This is a genomic window from Pedobacter humicola (assembly GCF_056490705.1).
Genome location: NZ_JBWJIG010000015.1, coordinates 126,137 through 152,674, shown reverse-complemented (window position 1 = coordinate 152,674; position 26,538 = coordinate 126,137). Strand labels below are relative to the sequence as shown.

The 26,538-nt window shown below is 38.2% G+C and carries 39 protein-coding genes; 4 read left to right on the top strand and 35 right to left on the bottom strand.

Features of this window, described 5'->3' with window-relative positions; all coding sequences use genetic code 11:
* Positions 1-237: 237 nt before the first annotated feature.
* On the top strand, positions 238-597 hold the full coding sequence (locus AC04Q1_RS21085) for a DUF1304 domain-containing protein (protein WP_478366515.1): 360 nt from the start codon (positions 238-240) through the stop codon (positions 595-597).
* A 102-nt stretch (positions 598-699) separates the two neighbouring features.
* Positions 700-1,275 (top strand): murein L,D-transpeptidase catalytic domain-containing protein, encoded by a 576-nt coding sequence (locus AC04Q1_RS21080; RefSeq protein ID WP_478366514.1) that lies wholly within the window; start codon positions 700-702, stop codon positions 1,273-1,275.
* Here AC04Q1_RS21080 and AC04Q1_RS21075 read toward each other — a convergent pair.
* Entirely contained in the window at positions 1,272-2,003 is a 732-nt protein-coding gene (locus tag AC04Q1_RS21075; protein WP_478366513.1) for a hypothetical protein, read from the bottom strand. The genes AC04Q1_RS21080 and AC04Q1_RS21075 overlap by 4 nt on opposite strands.
* Positions 2,004-2,028: 25 nt before the next feature.
* Positions 2,029-3,210, bottom strand: a complete 1,182-nt coding sequence (locus tag AC04Q1_RS21070; protein WP_478366512.1) for a class I SAM-dependent methyltransferase — start codon at positions 3,208-3,210, stop codon at positions 2,029-2,031.
* A gap of 295 nt (positions 3,211-3,505) precedes the next feature.
* Between AC04Q1_RS21070 and AC04Q1_RS21065 the strand changes: the two genes are divergently transcribed.
* Entirely contained in the window at positions 3,506-5,242 is a 1,737-nt protein-coding gene (locus AC04Q1_RS21065) for a GMC family oxidoreductase (protein ID WP_478366511.1), read from the top strand.
* A gap of 11 nt (positions 5,243-5,253) precedes the next feature.
* Entirely contained in the window at positions 5,254-5,886 is a 633-nt protein-coding gene (locus AC04Q1_RS21060) for a gluconate 2-dehydrogenase subunit 3 family protein (protein ID WP_478366510.1), read from the top strand.
* A gap of 93 nt (positions 5,887-5,979) precedes the next feature.
* Here AC04Q1_RS21060 and AC04Q1_RS21055 read toward each other — a convergent pair whose 3' ends face one another.
* The 33 genes from AC04Q1_RS21055 to AC04Q1_RS20895 all read right to left on the bottom strand — a co-directional run bounded on the left by AC04Q1_RS21055 (position 5,980) and on the right by AC04Q1_RS20895 (position 26,537).
* Positions 5,980-8,949 carry a glycoside hydrolase domain-containing protein gene (locus AC04Q1_RS21055; RefSeq protein ID WP_478366509.1) on the bottom strand — a complete coding sequence of 990 codons (2,970 nt, stop codon included), beginning with the start codon at positions 8,947-8,949 and terminating at the stop codon, positions 5,980-5,982.
* A 253-nt stretch (positions 8,950-9,202) separates the two neighbouring features.
* On the bottom strand, positions 9,203-9,727 hold the full coding sequence (rplQ, locus tag AC04Q1_RS21050) for a 50S ribosomal protein L17 (RefSeq protein WP_029278659.1): 525 nt from the start codon (positions 9,725-9,727) through the stop codon (positions 9,203-9,205).
* Between the two features lie 103 nt (positions 9,728-9,830).
* The gene (locus AC04Q1_RS21045; RefSeq protein ID WP_025145205.1) at positions 9,831-10,823 is read right to left on the bottom strand and encodes a DNA-directed RNA polymerase subunit alpha; all 993 of its coding nucleotides are present in this window, start codon (positions 10,821-10,823) and stop codon (positions 9,831-9,833) included.
* 85 nt (positions 10,824-10,908) lie between these two features.
* Positions 10,909-11,517, bottom strand: coding sequence for a 30S ribosomal protein S4 (gene rpsD, locus AC04Q1_RS21040; protein ID WP_029282720.1), 609 nt, complete (start codon positions 11,515-11,517; stop codon positions 10,909-10,911).
* A gap of 61 nt (positions 11,518-11,578) precedes the next feature.
* Positions 11,579-11,968 carry a 30S ribosomal protein S11 gene (gene rpsK, locus AC04Q1_RS21035; protein WP_116250185.1) on the bottom strand — a complete coding sequence of 130 codons (390 nt, stop codon included), beginning with the start codon at positions 11,966-11,968 and terminating at the stop codon, positions 11,579-11,581.
* A gap of 151 nt (positions 11,969-12,119) precedes the next feature.
* Positions 12,120-12,497 carry a 30S ribosomal protein S13 gene (rpsM, locus tag AC04Q1_RS21030; RefSeq protein WP_116250184.1) on the bottom strand — a complete coding sequence of 126 codons (378 nt, stop codon included), beginning with the start codon at positions 12,495-12,497 and terminating at the stop codon, positions 12,120-12,122.
* 68 nt (positions 12,498-12,565) lie between these two features.
* A complete protein-coding gene (gene rpmJ, locus AC04Q1_RS21025; RefSeq protein WP_010599887.1) occupies positions 12,566-12,682 on the bottom strand; it encodes a 50S ribosomal protein L36 in 117 nt (38 codons plus the stop codon).
* A gap of 1 nt (position 12,683) precedes the next feature.
* The gene (gene infA / locus AC04Q1_RS21020) at positions 12,684-12,902 is read right to left on the bottom strand and encodes a translation initiation factor IF-1 (RefSeq protein ID WP_010599888.1); all 219 of its coding nucleotides are present in this window, start codon (positions 12,900-12,902) and stop codon (positions 12,684-12,686) included.
* A gap of 71 nt (positions 12,903-12,973) precedes the next feature.
* Positions 12,974-13,759: a type I methionyl aminopeptidase gene (gene map / locus AC04Q1_RS21015; protein WP_478366508.1), complete on the bottom strand. Its 786-nt coding sequence runs from the start codon at positions 13,757-13,759 to the stop codon at positions 12,974-12,976.
* 8 nt (positions 13,760-13,767) lie between these two features.
* Positions 13,768-15,108 (bottom strand): preprotein translocase subunit SecY, encoded by a 1,341-nt coding sequence (gene secY, locus AC04Q1_RS21010; RefSeq protein ID WP_116250182.1) that lies wholly within the window; start codon positions 15,106-15,108, stop codon positions 13,768-13,770.
* A 7-nt stretch (positions 15,109-15,115) separates the two neighbouring features.
* A complete protein-coding gene (gene rplO, locus AC04Q1_RS21005; protein WP_478366507.1) occupies positions 15,116-15,562 on the bottom strand; it encodes a 50S ribosomal protein L15 in 447 nt (148 codons plus the stop codon).
* Between the two features lie 103 nt (positions 15,563-15,665).
* Entirely contained in the window at positions 15,666-15,845 is a 180-nt protein-coding gene (rpmD, locus tag AC04Q1_RS21000; protein WP_010599892.1) for a 50S ribosomal protein L30, read from the bottom strand.
* 4 nt (positions 15,846-15,849) lie between these two features.
* Positions 15,850-16,368 carry a 30S ribosomal protein S5 gene (gene rpsE, locus AC04Q1_RS20995; RefSeq protein ID WP_010599893.1) on the bottom strand — a complete coding sequence of 173 codons (519 nt, stop codon included), beginning with the start codon at positions 16,366-16,368 and terminating at the stop codon, positions 15,850-15,852.
* Positions 16,369-16,385: 17 nt separating this feature from the next.
* Complete coding sequence (gene rplR, locus AC04Q1_RS20990) at positions 16,386-16,739, bottom strand: 50S ribosomal protein L18 (protein WP_029278655.1); 354 nt, start codon at positions 16,737-16,739, stop codon at positions 16,386-16,388.
* 5 nt (positions 16,740-16,744) lie between these two features.
* Positions 16,745-17,302 carry a 50S ribosomal protein L6 gene (rplF, locus tag AC04Q1_RS20985; protein ID WP_478366506.1) on the bottom strand — a complete coding sequence of 186 codons (558 nt, stop codon included), beginning with the start codon at positions 17,300-17,302 and terminating at the stop codon, positions 16,745-16,747.
* 18 nt (positions 17,303-17,320) lie between these two features.
* A complete protein-coding gene (rpsH, locus tag AC04Q1_RS20980) occupies positions 17,321-17,719 on the bottom strand; it encodes a 30S ribosomal protein S8 (protein ID WP_010599896.1) in 399 nt (132 codons plus the stop codon).
* Between the two features lie 177 nt (positions 17,720-17,896).
* Positions 17,897-18,166, bottom strand: coding sequence for a 30S ribosomal protein S14 (gene rpsN / locus AC04Q1_RS20975; RefSeq protein WP_025145214.1), 270 nt, complete (start codon positions 18,164-18,166; stop codon positions 17,897-17,899).
* Positions 18,166-18,732 (bottom strand): 50S ribosomal protein L5, encoded by a 567-nt coding sequence (rplE, locus tag AC04Q1_RS20970; RefSeq protein ID WP_086547740.1) that lies wholly within the window; start codon positions 18,730-18,732, stop codon positions 18,166-18,168. The genes rpsN and rplE overlap by 1 nt, the downstream gene beginning before the upstream one ends.
* Positions 18,729-19,070, bottom strand: coding sequence for a 50S ribosomal protein L24 (gene rplX / locus AC04Q1_RS20965; RefSeq protein ID WP_029278653.1), 342 nt, complete (start codon positions 19,068-19,070; stop codon positions 18,729-18,731). The genes rplE and rplX overlap by 4 nt, the downstream gene beginning before the upstream one ends.
* 1 nt (position 19,071) lies before the next feature.
* Entirely contained in the window at positions 19,072-19,440 is a 369-nt protein-coding gene (gene rplN / locus AC04Q1_RS20960) for a 50S ribosomal protein L14 (RefSeq protein WP_010599900.1), read from the bottom strand.
* Position 19,441: 1 nt separating this feature from the next.
* A complete protein-coding gene (rpsQ, locus tag AC04Q1_RS20955) occupies positions 19,442-19,696 on the bottom strand; it encodes a 30S ribosomal protein S17 (protein WP_010599901.1) in 255 nt (84 codons plus the stop codon).
* A gap of 13 nt (positions 19,697-19,709) precedes the next feature.
* Positions 19,710-19,922, bottom strand: a complete 213-nt coding sequence (gene rpmC / locus AC04Q1_RS20950) for a 50S ribosomal protein L29 (protein ID WP_055910078.1) — start codon at positions 19,920-19,922, stop codon at positions 19,710-19,712.
* A gap of 73 nt (positions 19,923-19,995) precedes the next feature.
* Complete coding sequence (rplP, locus tag AC04Q1_RS20945) at positions 19,996-20,418, bottom strand: 50S ribosomal protein L16 (protein ID WP_010599903.1); 423 nt, start codon at positions 20,416-20,418, stop codon at positions 19,996-19,998.
* 40 nt (positions 20,419-20,458) lie between these two features.
* Positions 20,459-21,310, bottom strand: coding sequence for a 30S ribosomal protein S3 (gene rpsC, locus AC04Q1_RS20940; RefSeq protein WP_215124795.1), 852 nt, complete (start codon positions 21,308-21,310; stop codon positions 20,459-20,461).
* A gap of 9 nt (positions 21,311-21,319) precedes the next feature.
* The gene (rplV, locus tag AC04Q1_RS20935; RefSeq protein WP_029278650.1) at positions 21,320-21,682 is read right to left on the bottom strand and encodes a 50S ribosomal protein L22; all 363 of its coding nucleotides are present in this window, start codon (positions 21,680-21,682) and stop codon (positions 21,320-21,322) included.
* Positions 21,683-21,689: 7 nt separating this feature from the next.
* A complete protein-coding gene (rpsS, locus tag AC04Q1_RS20930) occupies positions 21,690-21,956 on the bottom strand; it encodes a 30S ribosomal protein S19 (protein WP_010599906.1) in 267 nt (88 codons plus the stop codon).
* Positions 21,956-22,780, bottom strand: a complete 825-nt coding sequence (rplB, locus tag AC04Q1_RS20925) for a 50S ribosomal protein L2 (RefSeq protein ID WP_055910079.1) — start codon at positions 22,778-22,780, stop codon at positions 21,956-21,958. Before rplB ends, rpsS begins: the two co-directional genes overlap by 1 nt.
* Before the next feature lie 20 nt (positions 22,781-22,800).
* Complete coding sequence (gene rplW, locus AC04Q1_RS20920) at positions 22,801-23,091, bottom strand: 50S ribosomal protein L23 (protein ID WP_086547743.1); 291 nt, start codon at positions 23,089-23,091, stop codon at positions 22,801-22,803.
* 1 nt (position 23,092) lies between these two features.
* On the bottom strand, positions 23,093-23,722 hold the full coding sequence (gene rplD, locus AC04Q1_RS20915; protein ID WP_316847362.1) for a 50S ribosomal protein L4: 630 nt from the start codon (positions 23,720-23,722) through the stop codon (positions 23,093-23,095).
* 4 nt (positions 23,723-23,726) lie between these two features.
* Positions 23,727-24,344 carry a 50S ribosomal protein L3 gene (gene rplC / locus AC04Q1_RS20910; protein WP_478366505.1) on the bottom strand — a complete coding sequence of 206 codons (618 nt, stop codon included), beginning with the start codon at positions 24,342-24,344 and terminating at the stop codon, positions 23,727-23,729.
* A gap of 172 nt (positions 24,345-24,516) precedes the next feature.
* Complete coding sequence (locus AC04Q1_RS20905) at positions 24,517-24,912, bottom strand: DUF1634 domain-containing protein (RefSeq protein WP_478366504.1); 396 nt, start codon at positions 24,910-24,912, stop codon at positions 24,517-24,519.
* Positions 24,912-25,745 (bottom strand): sulfite exporter TauE/SafE family protein, encoded by an 834-nt coding sequence (locus tag AC04Q1_RS20900; RefSeq protein WP_478366503.1) that lies wholly within the window; start codon positions 25,743-25,745, stop codon positions 24,912-24,914. The genes AC04Q1_RS20905 and AC04Q1_RS20900 overlap by 1 nt, the downstream gene beginning before the upstream one ends.
* A 198-nt stretch (positions 25,746-25,943) precedes the next feature.
* Complete coding sequence (locus AC04Q1_RS20895) at positions 25,944-26,537, bottom strand: hypothetical protein (RefSeq protein WP_478366502.1); 594 nt, start codon at positions 26,535-26,537, stop codon at positions 25,944-25,946.
* Position 26,538 lies beyond the last annotated feature (1 nt).

Genomic DNA, 26,538 nt, shown 5'->3' with positions numbered 1-26,538 from the left:
AAAACCTTTAATGTACAGAGGGATATAGCTTAACTTAACGACATTGATCGCCCGCCTGCAACGGGCAGGGGTTTATTGAACAAAGGTTAGTGTAAAAAGAAACTAGCGCCTTAAAATAGGATCGGTAGAATCAATTTAATCATTGCAATCACGCATCATAATAATCCTCAAATTTTTATATCTTTAAAGGGAGAATCAATCTGTATACTCATTTAAATCTGTGTAATCCAATATACAATGCAATTAGCAGCTCAAATCGTAATCGGCCTCGTTGCCTTGATCCATATCTATATTCTTTGGTTAGAAATGTTCGCCTGGACCACCAGGGCACCAAGAGTTTTTAAAACCATACCTAAAGATCTATTTGTACCCACAAAAACATTAGCAGCCAACCAAGGCCTGTACAATGGTTTTTTAGCAGCAGGTTTAATCTGGTCGTTATGCATAAACGATCATCAATGGAAGTTTTACGTGGCCATATTTTTTTTAACCTGTGTAATTATTGCCGGTATTTATGGCGCGGCAACGGCGAGTAAAAAAATTCTTTATGTTCAATCAATCCCAGCTTTAATCGCACTAATTTTATTGCATCTATAAAACAAATCCATCGATCGGTGGCCCATCAACCAAAATAGTATTTTCTTGTCATTTTCTTATTGGTTGATGCCATACCAACCAACACCGTGAAAAATTAACTTTATGTATAAGCTATCCGCTCTTCTCATTTTATTTACAATCCTCGGTTCCAAACCGGCTGCAAATAACAAAATAAGTGAAAAAAGAATTAGTGAGGCTTTAGCTTTCTGCCAGAAAAACAAAATGGATACATCCATCGTCATTATGGTTGATATGAGTATCCATTCAGGCAAAAACAGAATTTTTTTATACAATTTTAAACAGAAAGAAATTACTATCGAAGGATTGTGCGCGCACGGTGTTGGTGGGGGCAGTACACCAATTAAACCCGTTTTTAGCAATAAAGAAGGAAGTTATTGTACTTCATTGGGGAAATACAAAGTAAAAGACCGCTCTTACAGTAATTGGGGAATCAATGTACACTATAAAATGTACGGTTTAGAAAAAACAAACAGCAATGCCTTTAAGCGTATCGTAGTTTTACATTCTTACACACCTGTACCCAACCAGGAAATTTACCCGGAAACTCTATTTGGACAAAGTGCCGGCTGCCCTGTTTTGAGCGATGCTACCATGAAAAAAATTGATGTGCTGTTAAAAACCAAGAAGAAACCGGTATTGCTCTGGATTTATATTTAATTAAATGGAGAAATCATAATTTTATTGGCATCATGCAAATAAGGTGTACTATAGTCATTTGAAATTTGCCACTGTTCGGCATGTTTTTCCAACAGTTCTTCATAATTAATATTAAAAACATACACAAAAATCTTTGCGATGTGATCCTTTTCATAATGATCAGTTTTGAGAAATCCTCCACTGGGATTTAAGAAACCTTCTTTCGCATTCTTATCATTTTCGTAATCAGGAATCATTTCAGCATTTATTTGAATAATTCTGTCAGATAATCTCCAGGTAAACGTTGTAAAACCACTGATATGCTGAATAACTTTTGGCTTTCCGTATTCTATTATTAATTGTTTAATGAGATTCATTTGTTGCCTGAAATCTGCATTTCCCTCAGCCGAAACCATCATCAGATTTTGTTTGGCATCGGTTACTGATTCAACTTTAAAAAAATAGACATTTTTAAGTTTTGCTATTGTATCTATCTCTTTATTAATATTCATGATATAATGAATGCCTAAAACACTTTTATGATCATCTCCCTCTGCTGTATTAAAACTGGTATCAACCTGCGAATAATAATTATCGGTAATTTGCCCTTTTAACGATTTTTCATACAAATGCGCGGTATTTAAGTTAAAAGAGAAATCATTTAGATCAAAAATTCCATCCCCCAATTGTTTGTTAGGTTTACAAGAAATGAAAAAAGGTAACAGGATGAGGATAAAGCGTAATTTCATATAATATCAATTTTTTCAATCTAATCTACAACTCCAACAACCGTTCCAAATGATGGTAACCAATTCCGAAATATTCCTTGCCAGCTTTAATTTTCTCTAAAATCTCCGCTTTCCGATCGGCGCTATGCGCTTTACTTTTTACCCCTACAACAAGCACATTCTTAGGTGTATGCGCATCTGAAATAAATTCAAACACCTTGGTTTTATAACCAAAATATTCCAAAATTAAAGCCCGTATACCATCAGTCACCATTTCGGCCTGACGTTCTAAAAAGATACCGTATTTGGTTAGGAATGAAACATCATTTTTCACTTTATTTTGTTCAATTTCCCTACGGATTTGTTTATGGCAACAAGGTGCAACCACAATCAGTTCGGCATTGGCCTTAATTCCTTTATAAATGGCATCATCTGTTGCCGTATCGCAGGCATGTAATGCAATTAATAAGTTAACACCACCAGCATGGTAATCTTCAATCGTTCCCTGAACAAAATTTAATTGATCAAAAGCAGCTTTATCCGCAACCTGATTACATAGATCAACCATATCCTGGCGGTACTCTACCCCAACAACTTCAGTTCTTAATTTCAAAACCGAATGGAGGTAATCGTATAATGCAAAAGTTAAATAACCTTTGCCTGAGCCCATATCGGCTACTTTTTTAATGGTACCTTCAGGTAACTCCTTAATTAAAGAACTTAAAATTTCGATGTAATGGTTAATCTGGCGGAATTTATCCTGTGCATTTTTAAATACCTTTCCTTCTGCATCAGTAATTTTCAACTCCGTTAAATACGATTTTGAATCTGGCTTGATCAATCGCGCTTTTTCTTTGTCGTGACTTGCTGAAGGTGCTTTTACACCTGATGCTGCTATTCCCCTCAAAACAACCTTGCCATTGTTTAACTCCTCCAAAATCAGATCTTTTTCGGTGGTAAATAAAGTGCCAATCTTAAATCCTTTTTCCAGGTGATCAGAAATAAGAGATATCGCTTCATTAATTGCATAATTTTTCACCACATCGCGGGTTTTGTAGCGATAGGTAAAAGCCAGTTTATCTTCGCGCTTGATCACCACTTTGCGGATGAGTATTTGTTTTAAAGCCTCTTCTTTGCCTCTATAATTCCCCAAAGAAACTTTTACAAAAGTTGATGCACCCAGGCTTTCTGTTAAAGCTGTGATAAATTGCGATATATATTCTGACACTGGCATTGATAAATTTTAAAGGCAAAGATAATCAAGTTTATTTGGAGCGGAACAAATCAGGCATAATGTAACAATAGAGCGACTTTATAAAAAATGATGGACGATGTAAATCTAATTGGGACAGGCCTTTTCAACCCAAAAAACCGCTGGCATAGCTTCAAATAAATGAATGAGGTAATACGATTTAGAAATACCGTCGGAGTTATTATCTATATTGATTCCAAAGAAGCCGAACACTTTTTTTTCAAAAAATTAAGCTTTAGATTAGAGTTTATAAAACATCTAACCATAATCAATGAGTGACTTTCAGATAAAAAAATCGCCTACCGTTTATGATGCCATTGTAGTTGGCTCGGGAGCTGGTGGCGGGATGGCGGCCTATGTTCTGGCCCATGCTGGTCAAAAGGTTTTAATGCTAGAGGCCGGTCAAAATTTCGATCCAAGATTAGATTCACATCAGTTAAAATGGCCCTGGGAGTCGCCACGCCGCGGTGCAGGTACCGTTCGTCCGTTTGGTGATTTTGATGCTTCTTATGGTGGCTGGGAATTAGAAGGAGAACCTTATACCCAGAAAAACAAAAGCGAATTCGAATGGTTCCGTTCGCGCATGCTGGGTGGCCGTACCAATCATTGGGGAAGAATTTCGCTCCGTATGGGACCACAGGATTTTAAACCTACCGATGGTTTAACTGATGCTTGGCCGATAACTTATGCGGACGTAAAACCATTTTACGATAAAGTAGACCGCATGATCGGTATTTATGGAACAGCAGAAGGCTTGGAAAATGAGCCTGACGGGATCTTCATGAAACCACCAAAACCAAGATTAAATGAACTTTTCATCAAAAAAGGTGCAGAAAAAGCAGGGGTAAAAGTAATTACGGGCCGTGGGTCGGTCCTTACTGAAGCACTACCCAATAATAGCGATCGCGCACCTTGTTTCTACTGCGGTCAATGCGGCAGAAGTTGTAAAGTTTACGGCGATTTTTCATCATCATCATGTTTGGTAAACCCGGCGGTAAAAACGGGTAACCTTACGGTAATTACCGATGCCATGGTACGTGAAGTGATTACTGACAAAGATGGTACAGCAAAAGGTGTTTCTTATGTAAACCGCAAAGATCTGCAAGAATATCAGGTAACGGGCAAACTGGTTATTTTAGGTGCCAGTGCCTGCGAATCTGCCCGTATACTATTAAATTCAAAATCATCATCACATCCAAACGGCTTGGCCAACAGTAGCGGCGTGGTAGGGAAATATCTGCACGATTCTACAGGCGCAAGTGTTTCGGGTTTTCTTCCGCAGTTAATGGACAGAAAACGCTACAATGAAGATGGTGTTGGCAGTGTGCACATCTATTCGCCCTGGTGGTTAGATAACCGGAAATTAAACTTCCCCCGCGGTTACCATATCGAATATTGGGGTGGAATGGGCATGCCTGCTTACGGATTTGGTGGCGGCGTAGCACAAATGAACGGGATGGTACCCGGCAGAGATGGTAAAATGAAAGAAGCAGGAGGCTATGGAAAATCCTTAAAAGATGATTACCGCCGTTTTTATGGAACAGGAGTTGGTATGGCGGGTCGTGGTACGGCCATTGCCAGAGAAAGCAACTATTGCGAAATAGATCCGGATACAGTAGATAAATATGGTATCCCCGTTTTAAAGTTCAACTATAAATGGGATAAAGATGAAATTCTACAGGCAAAACACATGCAGGAAACTTTTCTTTCGATTATGAAAGAAATGGGAGCAGTGGTAACCTCTGAAATTCAGGGCGCAGATACCAATTACGGTTTGTTAAACCCAGGAAAAATCATTCACGAAGTTGGAACGATCCGCATGGGCGACGACCCTAAAAAATCAGCGTTGAATAAATATTGTCAGGCACATGATTGCAAAAACCTGTTTGTGGTAGATGCTGGTCCGTTTGTACAGCAAGGTGATAAAAATGCGACCTGGACAATTCTCGCGCTTTCGATGCGTACCGCCGAATACATTTTAGCTCAAAAGAAAAAACAAAACATTTAAAGAATTACTATATGAACAGACGTGATTCCATAAAGGCATTAGGTTTAACAGTTGTAAGTACTACAGTACTATTAGAAGCCTGTAAACAGCCTGATGCCAAAACCGATATTACCGCACCCGAAGAAACGGGAAAAGAAACCGGAAGAGAACCATGGGAAATAGACCGCGATAAAAAACTGAGGTCAGAAACCTATTTCACCAAACATGAAATGGCTACGATTACGGTTTTGGCGGATATTATCATTCCTAAAGATGAAGTATCGGGTAGTGCTTCTGACGCCAAAGTGCCAGAATTTATCGAGTTTATTGTAAAAGATATCCCTGAACATAAAGTACCCATGCGTGGCGGCCTGAAATGGCTCGATGTGTATAGCTTTAATAAATTCCAGAAACCCTTTGTTGAGGCTTCTGCAGATCAACAGATTTCAATTGTAGATGAAATTGCTTACCCTAAAAAAGCCAGACCGGAAATGCAGGCAGGGGTAACCTTTTTCAATAGAATGAGAAATTTAACTGCATCAGGCTTTTACACTACGGAAATTGGCGTAAAAGATATCGGTTATGTAGGTAACGCGCCAAATCAATGGGCAGGTGTTCCTGCTGATGTACTTAAACAATACGGCATGGAAAATGTGAAGATATAATAAGGTTATAAAATTAAAAGGTCAAGCTAAAAAACTTGACCTTTTAATTTTTATTCATGTGGTTCGTGGGGACACAAACCACGGCTCAGGTGATTACTCCACGATCAAAATCAAACCCTTTCCCTTTTCAACAGGAACCGACTTACCATCCGGATAATTTCCTGCCGTTTGGAATTTATCAATGTCAGGTGCTGTTATTTTCACTTTGGTGGCATCTAAGCCCAGTTTAGCCCAATCAACGGTTAAATTAACCTTGGTGTCTCCCTCTGCCCAGCTTGCCAAAGCAATCATTATTTTACCTTTTTGTTTATAAACCGTTGCCAATACTTTTGGGTTATCTGTTTTAACCGGGCAATTTTCGCTCCAGTAACCGACCATTTGAGATCCTTTTATACCAAAGTTATCCCAGGCTTTCCACAAAGGTTTAGGATCACTTTTGTCCGACCAGCCTAAACGGCTCGTCATGCCGTAAATCATCCCGCGCCAAGGGTTTCCATCATCCTGTAACATCTCTCCCATTAAGCCAAAAGGAATTCCGCTTACCTCGGTTAAAAAGAAATCAGGATTGTTTTTTTGATAGTCGAAATATTCCCCAAACCACAAACGGTTCAGATAAGGGAAGTGTTCAAGATATAAAATGGCGCTATTGTTAAAACCATCGCTTTTGTTGTACTGGTTTGCCGAGTGCAGATCGATAATGCCCGGATGATTATTCTGCGTCAATACACGTTTAATCCTTTTCATTGTTACGCGATCAAAAGCCACATCATCCAAATATACACCATCAATACCTACATTATTTACCAACCAGTTCATTCCTTCCACATAATAGTTGTGCCAGCGGTTCATTCCGCTATTAATTACAGCAGCATCTTTAATTTCGGGCACAAACCAAGCAGCAATGTAATTAGAGTCTAAATGTTCCTGTAACCAGCTAAAGCCCCCGCCCTTACCCGGCGAATACACTTCAGTGCCCAAGCTTCTTAAAGCAGGCCATTCGTAAGCATGGTTAGAAAGCTCACGTACGGTATTATATATTTTTACTTTTAATCCTTTAGCATGCGCATTATCAATATAACCTTTCATCTTTTTCCATTCGATAAACGGATAATTGATCCATGGGTTAATCGGCGTTGCATGGTGAATATTTACTACTGTTGCTCCAGTAGATTTAATCGTATCCAAATCCCCATATTTATGATAAAAGCGGTTATCCCACTGAAAATCGGTATTGATTAAGTGGAAAGGAGTGATCAATAAATTGAAATTGTAGTACAGTACGTCACCTTTTTTCATGCTTCTGGCTCCCGTAAAGTTATCAGCAAGCATTGAACTTCCTTTTACATTAATCTGGATTCCACCTTTATCTCCATTTCCCCACGATTTTGGCAATAATAATGGCTTCTGAAGATAAAAATTCGTATTCAGCGGGCGAACATAGTGCTCATCTCTTAAATTGTAGTACAGGCCAGCATTTACGTTCCCAATCCAAACCGCATCCTGGTTTTTATTGGCCACATCCCATTTCCATTTTACAGTGTCTGGTCTGATGCCGCCTTTTTCTCCTAAACCCATCAGATATTTTGTAGAGCCTTTATCAAAGGGGATGTGAAAATCAACATTACTAAATTCAACATCCTTTAAAGCAGTAACCTTAACCACATAATGCACATAACCATCAAACTCCAAAGCCCCTTCCAGATCCATCTTCAGGTTTTCTGAAGTATTGGTAGCCACCCATTTTACCGTACCTGCTTCTTTGCTGGTTATCTGGAAATTACCCGGAACAAATTTCTCCTGTGTTTTCGGAGTATTAAAAAAATGAAAGTGAATGGGCTCCGCTAAAATGTTGTTTGGCTTTTCTTTATAAGCGGTCATATCCGCATTGAAAAATGTTTGGATCTGTTTAGGGAAACCATCAACATTGATCTCGAATTTTCTTCCTAAAAGAGAAATTACATTTCCCTCAACAGTTAGCGGCGTATAAGGTGCAACCACCCTATTCGCCTGTGCCAAAGTCGAGTTTAGCCAGGTTAAACGGGTTTGTTTATTTGGCGTTCCTACACCTGCATCTGCCAGTACTTCGTTACCTATAGTAATTTTAACATCGATTATTTTAGATCTCCCATTCGCTTTAACTGTAAATTTACCAGCATAGGTACCAGCAGCAGTATTCTTTGGAACATTAACGGTGATCCACATCGGCTGAATTTTACCAGTAGCTACATTTACGGTTTCAACCAAGGCTTTGTTATCATAACTCGTTCCGTTGGTGTTTAAACAGTTGATGTTTCTAGAAGAAATTACTTTCCCGGTTGTCGTTTTTAAATCACCAAATGTTACAGCTACATCCTGCAAATCTTTTAAAGCGAATACCCCCAATTGGAAGGCATAATTTTCGCCCTTATTCGCTGAACCGATAAAAGTGTTGGTAGCGCCTTTTTGTACCCAACGATAAGGCAGATCACGCTGCATTTTGATCGGATACATTCTATCTTCTGGGAATATGATAAAGGCTTCAGACGGATATTTGGATTTTATAGCCGTTGTTTCTTTAGCTGTAGCGATCACTTCCATTGGATAAAAAGAGTTGAAGGCATCGATAGATTGGATCTCTATCACAGCGGTGTTTACCTTAACCTCTTTCGCCTTAGTTAACCAGTTTTGGTCAACCTGTTTAGGCTTAATGTAAACCCCTTTTGGATAATTGCTTCTGCCTTCATTTTTATAGGCCAGATAATACACATAATATTTTCCCGCGCCAGAAGCTTCGAAATAAATATCAGCACTCTCTCTGGTTAGCTTATCTGTACCCACAACCGAAACAGTTTTACCGTTGGCATCCTGAATGATGATGCCCTTTAATTCAGGATGTTCGTCCCTCCTGCGCCAATCAATTTTTGCATGCGCTATCTTAGCCGTACCGGCAAATTGAAGAACAACCCTGTGGTTACCTAACGAATCGGGATTCCAGGCATTATTACCATTGGTATACTTTAGTGTTTGTGCATTGAGAGATAGCTGCCCGATAAGGCAGAGCAATAAAAAAAGCCTAAATTTCATTTCAAATTTGTTTGAGGCTAATTTATAGATACCCAGCTGAAATAATGCTATGTAATGAAAAAATGAGACAAACGTTTGTTTATTTGGTTCATTGGTTCAATAGTCATTAGTTCATTAGTCCAAGGTTGATTGATCGAGCGCATGTTATTCACGCACAATAATCGTCAAATGGGAACATTTGACCTTACAAAACGACACAAAAAAAAGTCCTGCTCTTTGGAACAGGACTTTTTTGATCTTAAGGGAAATAAAATTATTCTCCTTTTGGTTCTTCAGTAGCAGGAGCTTCTTCAGCAGGAGCAACTTCTTCAGCAACCTCAGCTTTCGCTTCAGCAGCTTTAGGTGCAGCAGTAGCTTTACTTCTACCACGACGAGTTGTTTTCTTCTCTTCTTTAACCTCTGCATCTTTACCGTAAACTGTATTGTAGTCTACCAATTCAATTAAAGCCATTTCAGCGTTATCACCCAAACGGTTGTTTAATTTAATGATACGAGTGTAACCACCTGGACGGTTTGCAACTTTCTCAGCAATTTCGCGGAACAAGATCGTTACTACTTCTTTATCTTGTAAATAAGCAAATACTGTACGACGTGAGTGAGTAGTATCATTTTTTGATTTAGTGATAATTGGCTCAACATAAGTACGTAAAGCTTTAGCTTTAGCTAAAGTGGTTGTAATTCTTTTGTGCAAAATTAGTGATGAAGCCATGTTTGCCAACATCGCCTTTCTGTGGCTTGCGGTTCTACCTAAGTGGTTTACTTTTTTACCGTGTCTCATTGTTTTTTAATTGAGTGTATACCGTCTCGTTGCAATGAAGCTGAGGGAATTATACACTGTGAAATAATAAATTATTCAACGCCTTACGCTAAGCGTATGGCGATTATTCTTCGTCTAATTTAAATTTAGACAGGTTCATACCGAAAGACAAACCTTTTGATTTTACAAGTTCTTGAATCTCTGTTAAAGATTTTTTACCGAAGTTTCTGAATTTTAACATATCAGCAACATCATAAGAAACCAAATCAGCTAAAGTACGGATATCAGCAGCTTTTAAGCAGTTTAATGCCCTCACTGAAAGATCCATGTCTACCAATTCAGTTTTAAGGATTTTACGCATATGTAAAATTTCCTCGTCAACTTCTTTAGTTTCTTCTTTAGCTTGAGATTCTAATACCAAATTCTCATCAGAGAATAGCATAAAGTGTTGGATAAGAATCTTAGCCGCTTCTTTTAATGCTTCTTCAGGATGAATTGAACCGTCGGTAGAGATATCCAAAACCAATTTTTCATAATCCGTTTTTTGTTCAACACGAAAGTTTTCGATCGTGTATTTTACATTTTTCATTGGAGTATAAATCGAATCGATTGCGATTACACCTACAACAGCATCAGCAACTTTATTTTCTTCAGCAGGTACATAACCACGTCCTTTATTGATGGTTAATTCCACTTCCAAAGTAACAGATTTATCCATATTGCAAATTACATGCTCAGGGTTTAAAACTGTAAAGTTGTTAGAGAATTTAGTGATATCACCAGCTTTAAACTGATCTTGACCATTAACGATGATGAAAACTTTTTCAGAATCACCTGAATCGCCTGTTTTCTTAAAACGCACTTGTTTTAAGTTTAAGATGATATCAGTTAAATCTTCTACAACACCTTTCATGGTAGAAAATTCGTGAGAAACGCCTGAAAAACGAATAGTAGTAATAGCATAACCTTCTAATGAAGAAAGTAAGATTCTTCTTAAGGCATTACCAATTGTTACACCGAAACCGGGCTCTAAAGGACGAAATTCAAATGTGCCATCGAAATCAGTTGATTTCTGCATGATCACTTTGTCTGGTTTCTGAAATGCTAAAATTGCCATTTATAATTTTTTAAATTCGTTATTGAATATATAGTAATATGAAAAAAGTTAATTACCCTTTTGAGGTAATTAACCAGATCATTTATTACTTTGAGTATAACTCGATGATTAAGTTTTCCTTGATGTTTTCAGGAATCTCATCACGTTGAGGGTAGGTTAAGAATTTACCGGTTAATTCACTGGCATTCCACTCTAACCAAGCGAACTTATTAATGGTTCTGCCTGCAACTGAGTTACTAATTGATTCTAAAGATTTAGATTTTTCACGAACAGCAACCACATCACCAGCTTTTAACTGATATGAAGGGATATTTACAACTTCACCATTCACGGTAACGTGTTTATGGCTAACTAACTGGCGTGCACCAGAACGGGTTGTTGAAATACCTAAACGGTAAACTGTGTTATCTAAACGTGCTTCTAATAACTGAAGTAAGTTATCACCGGTGATACCAGCACGGGAAGATGCTTTTTTAAACAAGTTACTGAACTGTTTTTCTAATACACCATAAGTATATTTTACTTTTTGTTTCTCCATTAACTGGATAGCATATTCAGATTGTTTTCCTCTTCTTTTTGATGAGCCATGTTGCCCAGGAGGATAATTTTTTCTGTCTAACACCTTATCAGGACCGAAGATTGGTTCTCTGAATTTACGGGCGATTTTTGATTTTGGGCCTGTATATCTTGCCATTTTTTTTCTGTTTTAAAGTATCATCCAACCTGAAGCTGGAGATTCTTAGCTTTAAAATTAATTAAACTCTTCTCTTTTTAGGAGGACGACATCCGTTGTGAGGAAGTGGTGTAATATCTTTAATAGATAATACTTCGATACCTGCTACTTGCAAAGTTCTGATTGCAGATTCACGACCTGAACCCGGACCTTTTACAAATACTTCAACTTTACGTAAACCTAAATCAAACGCAACTTTACCGCAGTCTGAAGCTGCTTGACCAGCTGCATACGGCGTGTTCTTTTTAGAACCTTTAAAGCCCATTTTACCAGCTGATGACCATGAAATGGTTTGTCCGCCGTTGTTTGTTAAGGTAACGATGATGTTGTTGAAGGTAGCATTGATATGCGCCTGACCAACAGACTCAATTACAACGATACGTTTTTTTGTTACTTTTTTACTCTTAGCCATTTTTTATTTTAGATATGAGATATAAGATATGAGTATTGAGATTTAAAGCCCGCTCATATCACTATCTTAACTATTTACAATATTAGTTTGAGAAGTTGACTGGATAATACAATTGTCTCATATCTCAAATCTAACATCTCAAATCTACCTCTTACTTAGTAGCTTTTTTCTTGTTAGCAACTGTTTTTCTCTTACCCTTACGAGTACGTGAGTTGTTTTTAGTACGCTGACCACGAGAAGGTAAACCTTTTCTGTGACGTAAACCACGGTAACAACCGATATCCATTAAACGTTTAATGTTTAACTGAACTTCTGAGCGTAAAGCACCTTCTACTTTAATCTCATCGTTAATCATTGTACGTATAGCCGTTAATTCATCATCAGACCAATCTTGTACTTTTTTGTTTAAATCGATACCTGCAGTAGTCAATATACGTTGTGCAGTTGTTTTTCCAATACCATAGATATAGGTTAAACCGATCTCTCCTCTTTTGTTTCTTGGTAAATCAATACCTGAAATCCTTGCCATATTTATTTATTTTTTAAGTAACTCCGAACGGCGGGCCACCGTTGTGCGGTTCATTACAATATTTTTAATTACCCCTGACGTTGCTTGTATTTCGGATTTTTCTTGTTGATTACGTAAAGTTTTCCTTTACGGCGAATAATCTTGCAATCAGCGCTACGCTTTTTAATTGATGATCTAACTTTCATTTTATTTGTATCTATAAGTAATGCGTCCTTTTGTTAAATCATAAGGAGACATTTCCAATTTAACTTTATCCCCAGGAAGAATCTTGATGTAGTGCATCCTCATCTTACCTGAAATATGCGCAATAATCTCATGCCCGTTCTCGAGTTCTACCCGGAACATCGCATTGGATAATGCTTCTCTTATTACTCCGTCTTGTTCAATTGAGGCTTGTTTAGCCATATTTTATTGATTGTTACTTAATTAGCTGCTTCTAAACAGGGTTGCAAAATTAAATAAAAAATTTTAATTATTTATTTTTTTTGTTGTAAAACTTCTTCTATTATAGAAAACGTTGATAAAACATCTGCTTTGCCCTTTTTTACGGCTATTGTGTGTTCAAAATGTGCTGATGGCTTATTATCTTTACTGGTTACTGTCCATCCATCGTTATGGAATTTAACACCGGCTACGCCTGCATTGATCATGGGCTCTATCGCAATTACCATTCCTTCTTCAAGTTTCGGTCCTGCACCACGCTTTCCATAATTCGGAACTTCTGGTTTCTCGTGAAGTTTAACCCCAACACCATGCCCAACAAGTTCTCTCACTACACCAAATCCATTAGCTTCAGCATATTGTTGAACCGCAAAACCGATATCACCGATGCGCATGCCTACAACAGCCTTTTCTATACCCAACTCCAAACAACGTTTGGTAACCTCAACCAATTTCTGTTTTTCAGCATCAATTTCCCCGATAGAGAAAGTATAGGCCGAATCGCCAAAATAATTGTTTTTAATTACGCCACAATCAACTGAAATTAAGTCACCCTCCTGGATTATGTACTCGCTTGGAAAACCATGAACAACCTGCTCATTTGGCGAGATACATAAAGAATTTGGGAAACCATTGTAGTTTAAAAATGCCGGGGTTGCTCCGTGGTCACTAATAAACTCATAAGCTAGTTTATCTAACTGGATAGTAGTCATGCCTGCTTTTATCACCTTCGCCACTTCGGCCAAAGTTTTAGAAACAAGCATGGAACTTTCTCTTATTAACTCGATCTCCTCAAGAGATTTGTAATAAATTTTAGACATCCTTTACGCTACAACGCTGCATTGCTACTTGCAGCAGGAACTCCTGTTCTGCCAGTAACCCTACCCGTTTTCATCAAACCGTCATAATGGCGCATCAATAAATAACTTTCGATCTGTTGTAAGGTATCCAAAACAACACCAACTAAAATCAATAGAGACGTACCACCAAAGAAGTGAGCAAACTCTTGTTTAATGCCAAACTTAACTGCCAACGAAGGTAAAATAGCAATGATCGCTAAAAATACCGCACCTGGAAAAGTGATTTTTGAAATGACATCATCAATAAAAGTTGATGTTGCAAAACCCGGTTTTACGCCAGGAATAAAACCACCATTTTTCTTCATATCGTCGCTCATTTGAGTTGGATTAACTGTAATTGCAGTATAGAAGAAAGTAAATGCGATAATTAAAAACGCGAACGTTAAGCTATAAGCCAACGATGTTGTGTTACTGAACTGGATTAACCAGGAACCTTGTAATTTAGGGACAAACTGCATTAAAGCACCTGGAATGAACATTAACGCCTGAGCGAAAATAATCGGCATCACACCAGCAGCATTTACTTTTAAAGGAATGTACTGACGAACACCACCAAACTGGCGGTTACCCACAATTTTCTTTGCGTATTGTACAGGTACTTTACGTACACCTTGAACAATTAAAATGGTAAACATTACCACTGCAAATAATGCAACGATCTCTAAAACCAATGCTACCGGACCTCCACCTTCACTAGACGAACCCACGCGTGCACTAAATTCTTGAGAAATTGCAACTGGTAAACGGGCAATAATACCAACCATGATGATTAGTGATGTACCGTTCCCAATACCTTTATCAGTAATTTTTTCGCCTAACCACATTACAAATAATGTACCTGCCGTTAATACAAACGTAGACAACACTAAAAATAAAGTATTCGGCAATAAAATAGCTTCTGCAGGAACTTGCGTTTTAACGTAACCAACAGATTGAACGATTGTGATCGCTACCGTTAGGTAACGGGTAATCTGGTTCATTTTCTTTCTACCACTTTCGCCTTCTTTCTGCATTTTTTGGAAAGAAGGAACAGCAATACCCAATAGTTGCACCACGATCGATGCAGAGATATAAGGCATTACCCCCAATGCTAAAATAGACACACGAGAGAAAGAACCTCCGGCAAACATATCTAGTAAGCCTAAGATTCCTGATTTTTCGTTATTGCCTAAAGCAGTTGGATCTACACCTGGTAAAACCACGTGAGACACAAAACGGTATACCAAAAGAATTAAGAGCGTAAACAATATACGCTCTTTTAATTCCTGAATTTTCCAGATATTACTTAAAGTAGTAAATAGCTTCTTCATTTAATAATTACAATTTTACAATAGAACCACCTGCAGCTTCAATAGCTTTTTGTGCGGTTGCAGAGAACGCATGTGCTGTAATGTCTAATTTTGCTTTAACTTCACCACGACCTAAAATTTTAACCAAGTCGTTTTTAGATGCTAAACCATGTGCTTGTAAAGCAGCAAAATCAATAGTTGTCAAGCTGTGTTTTTCAGCTAATGCTTGTAAAACATCTAAGTTCACACCAACATATTCAGTACGGTTGATTGGTTTGAAACCAACTTTAGGCACACGACGTTGTAAAGGCATTTGACCACCTTCAAAACCGATTTTGGTTTTGTGACCTGAACGGGAACCCGCACCTTTATGACCACGGGTTGAAGTACCGCCACGACCAGAACCTGTACCACGACCAATTCTTTTGCTGTTTTTTGTAGAACCTACTGCAGGTTTTAAATTATTTAAATTCATTTCTTTGAATTTGTGTTGCCCTTCGCTTTCACTAAACAGGTACAACGATTAAACATATATAAAGGTAGTACCGGCTTTTACCAATACTACCTTTAAACTTTTACTAGATTGCTTCGATTGCCACCAAGTGGTTCACTTTGCGAACCATACCGATAATTTGTGGTGTAGCTTCAACCTCAACACTTTGGTTCATTTTAGATAAACCCAAAGCCTGAACGGTTCTTTTTTGGCGCTCGCTTCTGTCGATAACGCTTTTTACTTGTGTTATTTTGATCTTAGCCATGATATTATCCGTTAAATACTTTGTTTAAATCTATACCACGGGTTTGTGCTACTGTATAGGCATCACGCATTTTAGTTAATGCATCAACAGTTGCTTTTACCACGTTGTGTGGGTTAGATGATCCTTTAGATTTTGCCAATACGTTATGCACACCAGCACTCTCTAATACAGCACGCATCGCACCACCAGCAATTACTCCGGTACCTACTGCAGCTGGTTTGATTAAAACAAAACCACCTGAGAATTTACCAATTTGCTCGTGAGGAACAGTACCGTTCAAAATTGGAACTTTTACCAAGTTCTTTTTAGCATCATCCACACCTTTTGCAATTGCTTCAGTTACCTCTTTCGCTTTACCTAAACCGAAACCAACAACACCGTTCTCATCACCTACAACAACAATTGCTGAAAAGCTAAAAGTACGGCCACCCTTGGTTACTTTGGCAACACGTTGTATACTAACCAAACGATCCTTTAATTCGATATCGGTGGTTTTTACTCTTTTTATATTAATAGTTGACATCTTACTTTTTCTTCAGATTAAAATACTAAACCAGCTTCGCGGGCACCCTCTGCCAACGATTTTACACGACCGTGGTATAAATAGCCATTTCTATCGAAAACAACTTCTTTAACACCTGCAGCAATTGCTTTTTCGGCTACTAATTTGCCTACAGCAACTGACTGATCGCTCTTGTTTCCAGTACCAGTAAAATCTTTCGATAATGATGATGCTGATGCTATTGTTTTACCGGTTACATCGTTAATTACCTGCGCATAAATCCCTTTATTGCTTCTATATACAGATAACCTTGGACGTTCTTCCGAACCGGTAAGTCTTTTTCTGATCCCTTTTTTAATACGATCTCTTCTTGATAATTTTTTACCTGCCATGATTACTATTTTTTAGATGCTGATTTACCTGCTTTTCTTCTTAACACTTCACCTACAAACTTGATACCTTTACCTTTATATGGCTCTGGTGCACGTAACGAACGGATTTTCGCTGCTACCTGACCGATCAATTGTTTGTCAATACTTTCTAAAATGATTTTAGGCGTTTGACCTTTTTCTGAAGATGTAGTTACTTTAATCTCTTCTGGTAACTGGAATACATAATGGTGAGAATAACCTAAAACCAGATCTAATGTATTACCTGTGTTTGTAGCACGGTAACCAACACCTACTAATTCTTGAGTTAATTTATAACCTTCTGTAACACCAACAACCATGTTATTAAGCAATGAGCGATATAAACCGTGTAATGCTTTGTGTTTCTTTTGTTCTGAAGGACGTTGAACTGTTAAAATTCCGTCTTCTTGACTTACAGTGATATCTGAATCTACTGCTTGTGTTAATTCACCTTTAGGGCCTTTTACAGTTACTACGTTATCTTTTGAAACGGTAATTGTAACACCTGCAGGGATTGTAATTGGGGCTTTTCCTATTCTTGACATTGTGCTGTTCTCCTAATATTAATAAACGTGACACAATACCTCACCACCAATGTTTAATTTGGCTGCTTCTTTATCGGTCATTACACCTTTAGAAGTAGATAAGATTGCGATACCTAAACCGTTTAATACTCTTGGCATATTTTCAACACCAGCATAGTTTCTCAAACCTGGTTTACTTACTCGCACTAATGTACGAATAGCAGGAACTTTAGTAATCGGATTGTATTTCAAAGCGATTTTAATAGTGCCTTGAACGGTAGTATCTTCAAACTTGTAGTTCGCGATGTAACCTTTGTCAAAAAGAACTTTAGTGATTTCTTTTTTAAGGTTTGATGCAGGAATTTCTACAACACGGTGGTTGGCCTTAATGGCATTCCTTACTCTTGTTAAATAATCTGCTATTGGATCTGTATTCATTTTTTATTGTTTTTGATAGTGGTTTCCTTCTGCTACCCAGCTGTGGGACCTGCTACCGGTTAAAATTCTTTTTTAGTATAGACATCAGTATCAAGTAATAAGATACAAGTATCGAGTCCGATATGGTCCTGATACTTGTTACTCTATACTTGATACTGTAGTACTTGATACTTTATATTACCAAGATGCTTTTTTAACACCTGGTATTTTACCGTCTAGTGCCATCTGGCGGAATGTTACCCTTGAAATACCAAAGGTACGCATATATCCACGAGGACGACCAGTTAATTTACAACGGTTGTGTAAACGTACCGGAGATGAGTTTTTAGGTAATTTATCTAAACCCTCGAAATCTCCCGCAGCTTTTAATACTGCACGTTTTTCAGCGTATCTAGCTACCAATTTTTGGCGCTTAACTTCGCGTGCTTTTACACCTTCTTTTGCCATTATTCTGCTGTTTTTTGATTTTTAAATGGTAATCCGAATTGTTTCAATAACTCAAGCGCCTCAACGTCAGATTTTGCCGAAGTTACGAAAGTTATATCCATACCTAAAATTTTATTGATTTTATCGATATTAATCTCAGGAAAGATGATTTGTTCAGTAACACCTAATGTATAATTACCTTTTCCATCAAACCCTTTATCATTGATACCTTTGAAATCACGGATACGAGGCAAAGCTACAGAGATCAAACGATCTAAGAACTCGTACATGTTGTTATCGCGTAAAGTAACACGTACACCTACCGGCATACCTTTACGTAATTTAAAGTTAGAGATATCTTTCTTAGAATTAGCCGGAACCGCTTGCTGACCAGTAATGGTAGTCAACTCAACGATTGTGGTATCCATAATCTTTTTATCAGTAACAGAAAAACGACCAACACCCTGATTGATACAGATTTTTTCCAATTTTGGAACCTGCATTACAGTTTTGTACTGAAATTTTTCTTTTAGTGCATTTACAACTTCTTCTTTGTATTTGCTTTTTAATCTTGGTGTAGCCATTATTTAATCTCCTCTCCTGAAATTTTAGCAACTCTAACTAATTTACCATCTGCGTTAAGTTTACGACCTACGCGGGTAGCTTTACCAGATTTTGGATCAACCAACATCAAGTTAGAAATGTGAAGAGCAGCTTCTTTTTTAATAATACCACCGTTAGGATTTGCAGCATTTGGTTTAGTATGTTTAGATACCAAGTTAATGCCTTCTACAATGGCTCTGTTTTTATCTATAAGTACTGAAAGTACTTTTCCTTGTTGACCTTTTGAATCGCCAGCAATGACTTTAACTAAATCTCCTGTACGGATTTTAAGTTTTGATGGTGTATTTACTTTGTTTCCCATTTTATAATACCTCCGGTGCTAATGATACAATTTTCATGAATTGTTTTTCACGTAGTTCTCTCGCAACCGGGCCAAAGATACGTGTACCTCTTGGCTCATCCTGTGCGTTCAATAATACAGCTGCATTATCGTCAAAACGGATATAAGAACCATCTTTACGACGGATTTCTTTTTTAGTTCTTACAACAACTGCTTTAGAAACTGTACCTTTTTTAATGTTACCAGAAGGTAACGCGCTTTTTACGGTAACAACTACTTTATCACCAATTGAAGCATAACGTTTGCCGGTTCCACCTAGCACACGAATTACCAATACTTCTTTTGCGCCGCTGTTATCAGCAACGTTTAATCTCGATTCCTGTTGTACCATCTTATTTAGCTCTTTCTAAAATTTGTACCAATCTCCAGTTCTTGTTTTTACTCAAAGGACGAGTTTCCATAATCAATACGGTATCACCGATACCACATTCGTTTTTCTCGTCGTGAGCCATAAATTTGGTAGTTTTCTTTACGAACTTACCATAAATCGGGTGTTTTACTTTACGTTCCACGCTCACCACAACAGATTTATCCATCTTGTTGCTTACCACTAACCCGGTTCTTGTTTTTCTTAATTGTCTTTCCATGTCGACTCTCAAATTAATTAGTTTCAGTAGCTGACTCAGTGTTTTTCACTTTTGTCAACTCAGTGTTTAAACGGGCTATGTCTTTCCTTACTTTTGCAATGCGCGAAGGATTTTCGATAGCTGAAATAGTGTGTGCGAACTTCAATTTTGATAAGTTCTCTTTTTCTTCCGCAATCTTAGCTACTAATTCTTCTTTTGAAAGCCCTGTGATTTCTGAATTTTTCATTTTTCTTTTTCTTTTACGTTGAGTGTAGCGGTTATAATAAACAAGTATTTACAACATTCACCTCAACTCTTTACTATGCTTCTACGTAATCTCTACGTACTACGAATTTGGTTTGGATCGGTAATTTCTGAGCTGCTAAACGTAATGCTTCTTTAGCAACTTCTAAAGGCACACCTTCAGCTTCGAAAATTACACGTCCTGGTCTTACAACTGCTACCCAATACTCAGGAGCACCTTTACCTTTACCCATACGTACCTCAGCAGGTTTTTTAGTTACCGGTTTGTCCGGGAAGATCCTGATCCATACTTGGCCTTCACGTTTCATGAAACGAGTTACGGCAATACGGGCAGCCTCTATCTGACGACTTGTGATCCAAGTTGCTTCTAGAGATTTGATACCGAAAGATCCGAATGCTAACTCAGCTCCACGAGAAGCTAAACCCTTCATTCTGCCTTTTTGCATCTTCCTGAACTTCGTTCTTTTTGGCTGTAACATTTTATTTTGTTCTAATCGTTAAACGATGTTAATAAATCAATTATTTACGAGGACCTCTGTTAGCGCCTGCGCCACCACCTCTATTTGCACCGGGACCACCCTGACCTGGACCACGACCGCCACCTTGGTTTCCACCACGTCTGTCGTTACCACCGCCACGGTTATCTCTTCCACCACCTCTGTTATCTCTTCCACCGAAAGCTGGTTTATCAGATGCGCCTTTTGGACCGTTGTTTGTTGCACCAATGTTTGGAGACAAATCACGTTTTCCATAAACCTCACCTTTACAGATCCAAACTTTAACACCTATTTTACCATAAGTAGTTAAGGCTTCAGCTAAAGCGTAGTCGATATCAGCACGGAAGGTATGCAAAGGCACTCTTCCTTCTTTGTACTGCTCAGTACGTGCCATCTCAGCACCACCTAAACGACCAGAAGTCATGATTTTAATACCTTCAGCACCCATACGCATGGTTGATGCGATAGAAGACTTCATTGCTCTACGGAATGAGATCCTTGCTTCTAATTGTTTTGCAACACCTTCTGCAACTAATTGTGCATCAAGTTCTGGGCGTTTAATTTCGAAGATGTTAATTTGAATTTCCTTTTTAGTCAATTTCTTTAACTCTTCTTTGATTTTATCAACCTCAGCACCTGCTTTACCGATTACGATACCCGGACGAGCTGTGTGGATAGTTACCGTGATACGTTTTAACGTACGTTCGATTACTACTTTTGCAACACCGCCTTTAGCGATACGGGCAGAAAGGTATTTTCTTATTTTCTCATCTTCAACTAATTTATCGGAGTAGTTGTTGCCACCGAACCAGTTAGAATCCCATCCTTTGATGATACCTAACCTGTTACCTATTGGATTTGCTTTTTGTCCCATTTCCTAAAATTAGTTTTGAGTTGTTTCTGTACTTTTACTATCTACAATCAGCGTTACGTGGTTAGAACGTTTACGAATTCTATATCCACGGCCTTGAGGAGCTGGACGTAAGCGTTTCAACTGACGGCCACCATCAACCATAACTGTTTTTACAAAAAGCTGGTTTTCTTCAGGGCGGGCACCTTCATTTTTAGATTCCCAGTTTTTGATAGCAGATAATAATAATTTCTCAACTCTTATTGCTGCTTCTTTATTGGTAAACTTTAAAATGCTCAATGCTTTTTCTACACGTTCACCTCTGATAAGATCTACAACCAAACGCATCTTACGCGGTGAGGTTGGACAATTGTTTAATTTTGCTATTGCTTCCATTGTCTAATTATTTTTTCTTTTCAGCGTGTCCTCTGAATGTTCTGGTTGGAGCAAATTCTCCCAACTTGTGACCAACCATGTTTTCTGTTACGTACACAGGGATAAATTTATTTCCGTTGTGCACTGCAAATGTATGATTCACGAAATCTGGTGATATCATTGATCTGCGAGACCAAGTTTTGATTACAGACTTTTTGCCTGAATCATTCATAGAGTTTACTTTTTTCTCTACGTTATGGTCAATATAAGGTCCTTTTTTTATCGAACGAGCCATTATTTCTTCCTTCTCTCTATGATGTAACGATTAGAATATTTTTTAAGTTCTCTGGTTTTAAAGCCTTTAGCTAAAACACCATTTCTTGAACGTGGGTGACCACCTGATGATCTACCTTCACCACCACCCATTGGGTGATCGACAGGGTTCATCGCTACCGGTCTAGTTCTCGGACGACGGCCCAACCAACGTTTGCGACCTGCTTTACCTAATACTTCGTTTGCGTGATCTGAGTTAGATACAGCACCGATAGTAGCCAGACAAGTAGTCAGGATTAAACGGGTTTCGCCTGAAGGCATTTTTAAAGTAGCATATTTACCATCGCGGGCAGCTAATTGTGCATAAGCACCTGCACTACGAGCCAATTGTGCTCCTTTTCCAGGGTGGATCTCCACGTTGTGGATGATAGAACCTAATGGAATGTTCGATAATTTTAAAGTGTTACCTACTTCTGGTGCTGCTTTGTCGCCCGATAATAATACCGAACCAACTTGCAATCCTTCAGGAGCGATGATATAACGCTTCTCGCCATCTGCATAGTGTAATAATGCGATGCGGGCAGTACGGTTTGGATCGTATTCAACAGTAGCTACTGTTGCAGGAATATCGAATTTATCGCGTTTGAAGTCGATTAAACGATATGATTTTTTGTGACCACCGCCCATGTAGCGCATAGTCATTTTTCCTGTGTTGTTACGTCCACCAGACTTTTTTGATGATACAACCAATGATTTTTCGGGCTTGGTTGCTGTAATCTCCGTAAAACTAGCACCAACTCTGAAGCGGGTACCTGGAGTAACTGGTTTAAATTTTCTTAAGCCCATAGTTATAATATATTATTAAATTAAAGGGTTGCGTAATAATCTATTGTTTCGCCGTCTTTTAACGTTACGATTGCTTTTTTGTATTTCGGGCTACGGCCAGATACAAAACCTGCTTTAGTGTAACGAGATTTAGCTTTTCCATCAACAACCATAGTGTTTACTGCAACGATGGTTACACCGTACAATTTCTCAATGGCTTGTTTAATCTGGATTTTGTTAGCCTTGTGGTTAACGCTAAACGTGAAACGGTTAGATTTCTCAGTTAAAGCTGAAGCTTTTTCGGTTAATATTGGTTTTTTTAAAATGTCCATATTATTTGGCAAATGCCTCCTCCAAAGTTTTAACAGAATCAGCAGTTAACACAAGTACACCAGCATTTAATACATCATATGTATTCAAATCTGCTGCAGCAATCACTTTAGTTTTCTGAACGTTTCTGCTTGATAAATAGATATTATTATTTTGCGCAGGTAAAACCAATAAAGTTTTTTGAGTACCTACGTTTAACGCAGCCAATAAACTTGTATAGTTTTTAGTTTTAACTGTATCGAAGTTAAAATCTTCTAAAACTACCACGTTGTTATCTTTTGCTTTATAAGCCAAAGCAGATTTACGTGCTAATGATTTTAATTTCTTGTTCAGTTTAAAACTGTAATCACGTGGCTGAGGACCGAAAACACGACCACCACCGTTAAATAACGGAGATTTAATGCTACCAGCACGGGCACCACCTGTACCTTTTTGTTTGTATAGTTTGCGAGTTGAACCAGCAATCTCATTACGTTGTTTAGATTTGTGAGTACCTTGACGTTGGTTAGCCAAATACTGTTTTACATCTAAATAAATCGCGTGGTCGTTAGGCTCGATACCAAATACCGATTCAGGAAGTTGCACCTTGGCACCTGTTTCTTTACCTGAAATGTTTAATACTTTAACTTCCATCTGATTACTTGTCTAAGATTACGTAAGAACCTTTAGCTCCTGGAATGGAACCACTAACTACTAATAAGTTTTGCTCAGCATAAACTTTCAAAACCTGTAAGTTTTGAATTTTTACCCTGTCTCCACCTGTTCTTCCAGCCATGCGCATTCCTTTGAATACACGTGAAGGGAATGATGATGCACCCAATGAACCTGGGGCACGTAAACGGTTATGCTGACCGTGAGTCTGCATACCAACACCGGCAAATCCGTGGCGTTTTACAACACCTTGAAAACCTTTACCTTTTGAGGTACCTACAACATCAACAAAATCGCCTTCTGCGAAAGAATCAACCGTTACTACATCACCTAAATTAAGTGAAGTTGTAAACGAATCGAATTCTACCAGCTTGCGTTTCGGAGTTGTGTTTGCTTTCGCGAAATGGCCTTTCAATGGTTGAGTTGTGTTTTTCTCTTTTTTCTCATCGTAACCCAACTGGATTGATGAATAACCATCTACTTCTTCGGTTTTTACCTGTGTAACTACACAAGGTCCAGCCTCGATTACCGTACAAGGAATGTTTCTTCCTTCGGCATCAAAGATACTGGTCATTCCTACTTTTTTTCCAATAATTCCTGACATTTTATCTTTTCTTTTTAACACCCATCGAAGCAGTAGGGCTTCGTTCAAGGTGGTTGTACATCCCCCGAAAGGGACGGCAAAGATAGGCAAGAAATATTAATTTTCAAATAGTTAGCCAAATATTTTTTCAAATAAATTGCTGATATGATGGGATTTAACTAAAAAAGAGATGTTAATGTGCTAAACCGCCATTTAAACTGATAGTTATGATCGCTAAAATGATAAATCCAATGAGTACATAGAGGTAATCGCGCTCGATTAAAAAGCTAAAAATAGCAAAAACAATACGTGCTATCGGTGTAAAAATCAGCATAAGTATTCCAAACTGCACAATAGCATCCCCTTGGAAAGTAGCTACCCCTTTAAATATATCCACTATGGAAGAAAATTTACTCAGCTCGGGCTTAAAAACTTTATAATCGGTAATAGCACCTTTATTATGGATCAGGAAAATTGCCCCCCCGATTAATACAATGCTCATCGAAAGGATTACACCTGCACGCAAAAGCGTCCCCAGAATTACCTGGATATCTTTGTCGTTCATTTTTTCTTTTTCCAGTGTACCCATTATAGTCCGCTTATTCCTTTATAAATCATCTGCAGTGCCAAAAAAGCAACTACAACAGCAAACACAATTTTAAGTTTACCGGTATTGGCCTTTAACAAAACCTTAGAACCAACCGTTGCACCTGTTAAAACACCAATGCAAACCGGCATCGCAATCCCGGGGTCGATCTGGCCACGGTGCAAATAAACCACCGCACTGGCCGCTGCCGTAACGCCCATCATAAAATTACTGGTAGTAGTTGATACCTTAAAGGGTAAACGCATAATGTTATCCATCGCAATTACTTTTAATGCCCCACTCCCTATACCCAATAATCCTGATAAAGTTCCGGCAAAAAGCATCATTAAAAATCCCCCGGGAATATGTTTCACTGCGTATTGATGATCCACTCCCTTATCAGGATATGATCCGTTAAGTTTGAAAAATTTAGCCCATTTATCACTGTCATCCAAAGTGCTGTGATCTACCTTTTTCTTTAAAGTCATAATGGCCGAAAAGATGAGGATACAGCCAAAAAGGATAGCAATGTAATTCGCATTAAGATAAACCGCTACAACGGTGCCGCATACCGCCCCTATGGTAGTAGCGATTTCCAGAAACATCCCGATCCGGATATTGGTAATCCCCTCTTTTACATAAGCCGCCGCCGAACCCGATGAGGTGGCAATAACCGAAACAATAGATGCACCAATGGCATAATGAATATCCACCCCTAAAGCCAAAGTGAGCAGTGGAATAATGATGACGCCACCACCCAAACCGGTTAACGAGCCCAACAATCCGGCTAAAAAAGCACCTAATAAAACGATAATGGTAAACAGCAATACCGACATGCGGGCAAATATAATGCACTGTTTTTGGGTAAACGAAGGATTAAGGGAATAAAATAAAGTCTATATGTTATATGGATGATGTAAAATGTGTGTTGGAAAATATGAGTTTATAAAATCTCAATTTTGAATGAGTGAATTAGGGATGAGTGAATACAGCACTTTGCCGATGTAAATTCTCTTTTTCAAAATTCAATCATTCTATTTTTTAAAGTGCAACTTACTTTCCTTACTTAAATCAACATCCCTAAAACTTTCCAGCAGTTCGAAAGCAATCTGCCTCACCGTTTCAGGAATTGGGTTAATGGTCGATTTGTTGCCTTCAGCATCTTTTACTGTCCAGCCCGAAGTATTTAATAATATAGGATCTGCACCAGCCAGCGATTTAATTATTTTACCTCTTGTAAAAGCTATCCCATCCGAATCGATAACCACTTTTTTATTGTTCCACCAGTTCTCCTGTGATACTTTTTTCAACTCCGAAACGCCTAACTTGGCAGAATAGTTCCAACTTTTATCTACTTTATGCTCCAGTATTAATAACCCTATAAAGTTGGTGAGGCTTTTGGGATTATATATTTCCGAACTACAGTATAGATTAAGGTGATTGATTTTAAGCAGATTCATCAATGCTTTCGAATGATCGGTGTTGTGAAAAACCGGCATTATTTTCTCTGCAATTGATTGTATAACGGTTTCATCTCCCCGATCATATTCAACACAAAGTATTTCGATATCTTTTAATTGTTGCTGCAACAACGAAATCAGTTCAGGTTTACTCAGAATGGTCTTCATC

Bases quoted from the DNA above. Each gene is read 5' to 3' on its own strand.
- AC04Q1_RS21055 (WP_478366509.1), bottom strand. From the start codon at position 8,949: ATGAAATTTAGGCTTTTTTTATTGCTCTGCCTTATCGGGCAGCTATCT.
- rpsC (WP_215124795.1), bottom strand. From the start codon at position 21,310: ATGGGACAAAAAGCAAATCCAATAGGTAACAGGTTAGGTATCATCAAA.
- AC04Q1_RS20905 (WP_478366504.1), bottom strand. From the start codon at position 24,912: ATGGGTACACTGGAAAAAGAAAAAATGAACGACAAAGATATCCAGGTA.
- rplV (WP_029278650.1), bottom strand. From the start codon at position 21,682: ATGGAAGCAATAGCAAAATTAAACAATTGTCCAACCTCACCGCGTAAG.
- AC04Q1_RS20900 (WP_478366503.1), bottom strand. From the start codon at position 25,745: ATGTCGGTATTGCTGTTTACCATTATCGTTTTATTAGGTGCTTTTTTA.
- map (WP_478366508.1), bottom strand. From the start codon at position 13,759: ATGTCTAAAATTTATTACAAATCTCTTGAGGAGATCGAGTTAATAAGA.
- rplD (WP_316847362.1), bottom strand. From the start codon at position 23,722: ATGGAAGTTAAAGTATTAAACATTTCAGGTAAAGAAACAGGTGCCAAG.
- AC04Q1_RS21060 (WP_478366510.1), top strand. From the start codon at position 5,254: ATGAACAGACGTGATTCCATAAAGGCATTAGGTTTAACAGTTGTAAGT.
- rpsN (WP_025145214.1), bottom strand. From the start codon at position 18,166: ATGGCAAAAGAAGGTGTAAAAGCACGCGAAGTTAAGCGCCAAAAATTG.
- rplQ (WP_029278659.1), bottom strand. From the start codon at position 9,727: ATGAGACACGGTAAAAAAGTAAACCACTTAGGTAGAACCGCAAGCCAC.
- rpsK (WP_116250185.1), bottom strand. From the start codon at position 11,968: ATGGCTAAGAGTAAAAAAGTAACAAAAAAACGTATCGTTGTAATTGAG.
- rplF (WP_478366506.1), bottom strand. From the start codon at position 17,302: ATGTCAAGAATAGGAAAAGCCCCAATTACAATCCCTGCAGGTGTTACA.
- rpsE (WP_010599893.1), bottom strand. From the start codon at position 16,368: ATGTCAACTATTAATATAAAAAGAGTAAAAACCACCGATATCGAATTA.
- rplX (WP_029278653.1), bottom strand. From the start codon at position 19,070: ATGGGAAACAAAGTAAATACACCATCAAAACTTAAAATCCGTACAGGA.
- rpsH (WP_010599896.1), bottom strand. From the start codon at position 17,719: ATGAATACAGATCCAATAGCAGATTATTTAACAAGAGTAAGGAATGCC.
- infA (WP_010599888.1), bottom strand. From the start codon at position 12,902: ATGGCTAAACAAGCCTCAATTGAACAAGACGGAGTAATAAGAGAAGCA.
- rpmD (WP_010599892.1), bottom strand. From the start codon at position 15,845: ATGGCTAAGATCAAAATAACACAAGTAAAAAGCGTTATCGACAGAAGC.
- rplP (WP_010599903.1), bottom strand. From the start codon at position 20,418: ATGTTACAGCCAAAAAGAACGAAGTTCAGGAAGATGCAAAAAGGCAGA.
- AC04Q1_RS21065 (WP_478366511.1), top strand. From the start codon at position 3,506: ATGAGTGACTTTCAGATAAAAAAATCGCCTACCGTTTATGATGCCATT.
- rpsQ (WP_010599901.1), bottom strand. From the start codon at position 19,696: ATGGAAAGACAATTAAGAAAAACAAGAACCGGGTTAGTGGTAAGCAAC.
- rpsM (WP_116250184.1), bottom strand. From the start codon at position 12,497: ATGGCAAGGATTTCAGGTATTGATTTACCAAGAAACAAAAGAGGAGAG.
- rplN (WP_010599900.1), bottom strand. From the start codon at position 19,440: ATGGTACAACAGGAATCGAGATTAAACGTTGCTGATAACAGCGGCGCA.
- rplR (WP_029278655.1), bottom strand. From the start codon at position 16,739: ATGGCAGGTAAAAAATTATCAAGAAGAGATCGTATTAAAAAAGGGATC.
- AC04Q1_RS21045 (WP_025145205.1), bottom strand. From the start codon at position 10,823: ATGGCAATTTTAGCATTTCAGAAACCAGACAAAGTGATCATGCAGAAA.
- rplW (WP_086547743.1), bottom strand. From the start codon at position 23,091: ATGGACATTTTAAAAAAACCAATATTAACCGAAAAAGCTTCAGCTTTA.
- AC04Q1_RS20895 (WP_478366502.1), bottom strand. From the start codon at position 26,537: ATGAAGACCATTCTGAGTAAACCTGAACTGATTTCGTTGTTGCAGCAA.
- rpsD (WP_029282720.1), bottom strand. From the start codon at position 11,517: ATGGCAAGATATACAGGCCCAAAATCAAAAATCGCCCGTAAATTCAGA.
- AC04Q1_RS21085 (WP_478366515.1), top strand. From the start codon at position 238: ATGCAATTAGCAGCTCAAATCGTAATCGGCCTCGTTGCCTTGATCCAT.
- AC04Q1_RS21080 (WP_478366514.1), top strand. From the start codon at position 700: ATGTATAAGCTATCCGCTCTTCTCATTTTATTTACAATCCTCGGTTCC.
- rpmC (WP_055910078.1), bottom strand. From the start codon at position 19,922: ATGAAAAATTCAGAAATCACAGGGCTTTCAAAAGAAGAATTAGTAGCT.
- rpmJ (WP_010599887.1), bottom strand. From the start codon at position 12,682: ATGAAAGTTAGATCATCAATTAAAAAGCGTAGCGCTGATTGCAAGATT.
- rplC (WP_478366505.1), bottom strand. From the start codon at position 24,344: ATGTCAGGAATTATTGGAAAAAAAGTAGGAATGACCAGTATCTTTGAT.
- rplB (WP_055910079.1), bottom strand. From the start codon at position 22,780: ATGGGCTTAAGAAAATTTAAACCAGTTACTCCAGGTACCCGCTTCAGA.
- AC04Q1_RS21075 (WP_478366513.1), bottom strand. From the start codon at position 2,003: ATGAAATTACGCTTTATCCTCATCCTGTTACCTTTTTTCATTTCTTGT.
- secY (WP_116250182.1), bottom strand. From the start codon at position 15,108: ATGAAGAAGCTATTTACTACTTTAAGTAATATCTGGAAAATTCAGGAA.
- rplO (WP_478366507.1), bottom strand. From the start codon at position 15,562: ATGAATTTAAATAATTTAAAACCTGCAGTAGGTTCTACAAAAAACAGC.
- rpsS (WP_010599906.1), bottom strand. From the start codon at position 21,956: ATGGCTCGTTCGATAAAAAAAGGACCTTATATTGACCATAACGTAGAG.